The sequence below is a fragment of the uncultured Phenylobacterium sp. genome, assembly GCF_902826855.1.
GTDB lineage: Bacteria > Pseudomonadota > Alphaproteobacteria > Caulobacterales > Caulobacteraceae > Phenylobacterium.
In genome coordinates this window covers 1-3,491 of the sequence record NZ_CADEGK010000020.1, presented here as the reverse complement: position 1 = coordinate 3,491, position 3,491 = coordinate 1, and the positions used below count along the sequence as shown (strand labels likewise).

The 3,491-nt window shown below is 68.1% G+C and carries 3 protein-coding genes; 1 reads left to right on the top strand and 2 read right to left on the bottom strand.

Annotation, left to right across the window (positions count from 1 at the left end):
• A partial coding sequence (locus QZV94_RS04830) for a helix-turn-helix transcriptional regulator (protein ID WP_293676675.1) occupies window positions 1-188 on the bottom strand: 188 nt, incomplete at its 3' end.
• 318 nt (window positions 189-506) lie between these two features.
• Here QZV94_RS04830 and QZV94_RS04825 point away from each other — a divergent pair.
• Window positions 507-2,159, top strand: coding sequence for a hypothetical protein (locus tag QZV94_RS04825; RefSeq protein WP_293676674.1), 1,653 nt, complete (start codon window positions 507-509; stop codon window positions 2,157-2,159).
• A gap of 288 nt (window positions 2,160-2,447) precedes the next feature.
• Here QZV94_RS04825 and QZV94_RS04820 read toward each other — a convergent pair.
• On the bottom strand, window positions 2,448-3,491 hold a 1,044-nt coding region (locus QZV94_RS04820), incomplete at its 5' end, for a patatin-like phospholipase family protein (RefSeq protein ID WP_293676673.1).

Sequence of the window (3,491 nt, the reverse complement as noted above, 5' to 3'; positions counted from 1 at the left end):
AGCGGCACCTCCAGCTGCTCTGACAGGTGCAGCACCATCTCACGGCTGGGTTGGGCGCGGCCGGTCTCCAGGAACGAGAGGTGGCGCGTTGAGATCTCGGCATCCAGGGCGAGGTCCAGCTGGCTCAACCGCCGGCGCAGGCGCCATTCGCGCAGGTGGTCGCCGACGGGCTTTGTGGGTGCGGTCATGCGAGGACCTTAGCGGCGGGGCGAGGCACGTCCATGACGTCAAAGGTAATGGCCCTGGCGTAGCCGATCCCCGTCGTCGCTGCAGCCGCCGACCGTGACTTCCCTTCTGTCCACTCGACCCTGCGGTGAAAGTCGCCGACCGATCGCATCCTGCAGTTGAGCCTGCCCGTACTGGAGATGTGACCTGGGGTTCTCGGGGAAGCCTCCTCCATCGAGCGCGCGGCGCGTCGCACACGCCGCCTTCAGACCCATCAACCGGCCGACGATGGCGGCCGCGAACCTAGGAGAGCCTTCCCCGTGCTGACTGCAAAAGAATTCGTGAGAGACATCGGCATCAACCCAGAGTTCGAGCTCGCTGTCGTCGACTACCTGCAACCCTGGCTGCTCAAGAACCGCGCCGACATCCTGATCGTGGTGGACAGTTCGATCAGCGTCGATCCGGCCAACGACTTCGGGATCAGCCGCGTCATCGCTCTGATCCGGGCCGCCCAGGTCGGCTGCATGCGGTTCCGCGTCGACCTGGCCCTCCGGAACGGGCAGGCGCCGACCATCGTCGCCAACCCCGGTCCGACGCAACACAAGTACCGCGGCTTCCGCTTCAACATGATGGACGGCGCCAACGCCGTCATCGACAAGTATGAGCAGATCTGGTGCTTCGGCTTCCAGCCGGGGAACTCGGGCAATCCGAGCGACGCGCCCATCACCAACGCCAACGCCCTCCCCTCGAGCGACGCCGAGCTGCTGAAGCTCTCGCAGTGGATGAAGGACAAGAAGGGCGGCCTGTTCGCCACCGGCGACCACCACTTCCTGGGCGCGTCGATGTGCAAGCGCATCCCGCGGCTGGGCACGATGCGGCGCTGGACTAACGCCGACGGCGTGCCGCCGATCGATACGCCCGCCCGCATCGACACCCTGCGTCCGCCGTCCGCAGCGTTCGAGCCCGGCAATCCGGGCGGGCCGTTGGCGCTGGGCAACTCACCGCACCAGGGCGACCTGAAGGTGCAGCCGATCCAGTGGACCGCGTGGCGATTTTCCTTCTGGCCGTTCGGCTGGCGAAGGCGCCCGCATCCCGTGCTCTGCCATCCGAAGCTCGGCCCCATCAACGTCATGCCCGATCACGCGCACGAGGGCCTTTGCGTCGAGACTGCGGACATCTACCTGGCTGCCACCTTCAACTTCGGCGGCGGCGCGCAGCCCGAATACCCGCCGGCGATCGACGGCGGACCGCAGCCCGCGCCGGCGATCATCGCCTATGGCTCCAACCTTGGCGACCCGCCCTACAACTTCGTCAAGGGGCCCCAGCCGGCGCGCGCGAAGAACCCGATGATCTCGGCGTACGACGGCCACCGCGCCGGTGTGGGACGGGTGGTGACCGACTCGACGTGGCACCACTGGTTCGACGTCAACATCGACGACATCCAGGACGCCAACACCCACGACTGGAAGCTGATCAGCCGCTACTTCATCAACATCGCCGTGTGGTTGAACCCGCCGGGCTTCTCGACGAACTGCTTCTACCTGTCGGCGGCGATCAGCCACTTCGAGGACGTCGGCTTCCAGGAGTACGTGGCTCGGTTGCCGGTGCTCGACCTCGGCAAGTCGTTGCGCGGACACCTCGCCCGCTATTACGGGCCTTGCTGGGTGACTGAGCGGATCTGGGACATCATCCGGGTGAAGAAGCTGTGGCCGATCGAGATCCTGCGCGATCCGCGGCCTCCGGTGCTCGACCTGGGCGAGATCGATCCAGACATCCTTGAGGAGCTGGTGCTGGGCCACATCGTCAAGGCCACGATGAAGCAGGCCGAGACCGTGAAGGCGGCGGCCGCGGCGGGCAAGGGCCGAGTCGTGGCGCTGGCCGAGCCCGAGGCCGAGTTCGAAGCGCCGCTCCGCGCGGGACTCGCCGATATGGTGGCCGGGATGAAGGAGCACTTCGACCGGGGTGCGAAGATCACCGCAGCCCTGGCCCGCTAGGACTCCTTCAGGGGGCGGCGGACGCTCGATGCTTCGCCAGCGTCGGGCGTCCGCTGTCTTCCAGAAACGCGAAGGGCCGCCCCGTCGCCGGGGCGGCCCTTCCATAGTCTGACCGCAGAGCGGTTCGCGACCTTGCCCTTACTGAAAGGCTAGGCGCAGACCTCACACGCGGAGGTCCAGGTCACGGCTGCCGAGCTACGGCCTTTGCTATGAGACACTGGGGCACCTCCTTTCAGCTGTTGAACAGGATCTCGAATATGGGGTGAGCCGTGGCCGCCTGCCAAGGGTTCATTCCGCCGCAGTGTGCACTGAGGCCATGAAAGGGGTCATCGCCACGCCGTCCGCGCGTTGGTCGGCCAGGCTGAGGCGTCTGCGCAACTGCGAGATGGGGCGGCCGAACTTGTCCAGCATCTCCAGCGTGGCACGGTAGCCGGCCTCAACCGCCTGATCGTAGGCTCCCCAGTCGCGGATCTCGATCCCCGACACGTCCGGCTGGATCAACACGTCGGTCGCCTCCCGGGCGGCGGCCAGGTCTCGCCCGGTGGACACGGTGGCGGTGCGCATCAGCAGCGAGACGATCGGCGGCCCGTTGCGCCACTGTCCCGAGAGGATCCACCGCCAGACCGACGATGGTCGCGCGACGTCGGCTGCGGTGATGCTGCGCGCGGTAGTGACATCGACGCCGACGATCGGCCCGAGGTGGACCGCGCGCATGATGTCGGCCGGGAAGTTCTTCATCACCGCCCCGTCGACCAGGACGTTCTGGCCGTCGGTGGCCGGGGGCAGCACGCCGGGCAGGGCGATGGAGGCGCGGAGCGACTGGCGCAGCGATCCGCGGCGGTGCAGCTGGTAGGCGCCCGTGGTGAGGTTGGAGGAGAGGCAGAAGAACGGCAGCCAGAGATCAGCGATCTGGCTCTCGCCGAAGTGCCGGGCCAGTCGTTCGCCCACCTTTACCCCGTGGGTCATGGCCAGCAGCGGCAGGGCCATGTCGTCCAGCGGGCTGGTATTAACGAAAGCCTCGCGCAGCCGCTGGTCCATCTCCGCCTCGTCCCAGCCCATCGCCAGGCCGGCCCCGACCACCGCCCCCATGGACGAGCCGCCCACGAAGTCGATCGGCACGCCGCGCTCGCGCAACGCCTTGATCGCGCCCACATGGGCGTAGGCGCGCGCGCCGCCCCCGGAGAGCACCAGCCCCACCGACTGGCCGGTGAGCATCCGGGCCAGCCGCTCGAAGTCGCTCGCCGAGCCGCGCCGGACGTGAAACACCCGCGCCGCGCCGGTGGCGTCGAGCCAGGCCTCCGAGCCGGTGGGCCGCTCGGCCTCGGCGGGCTG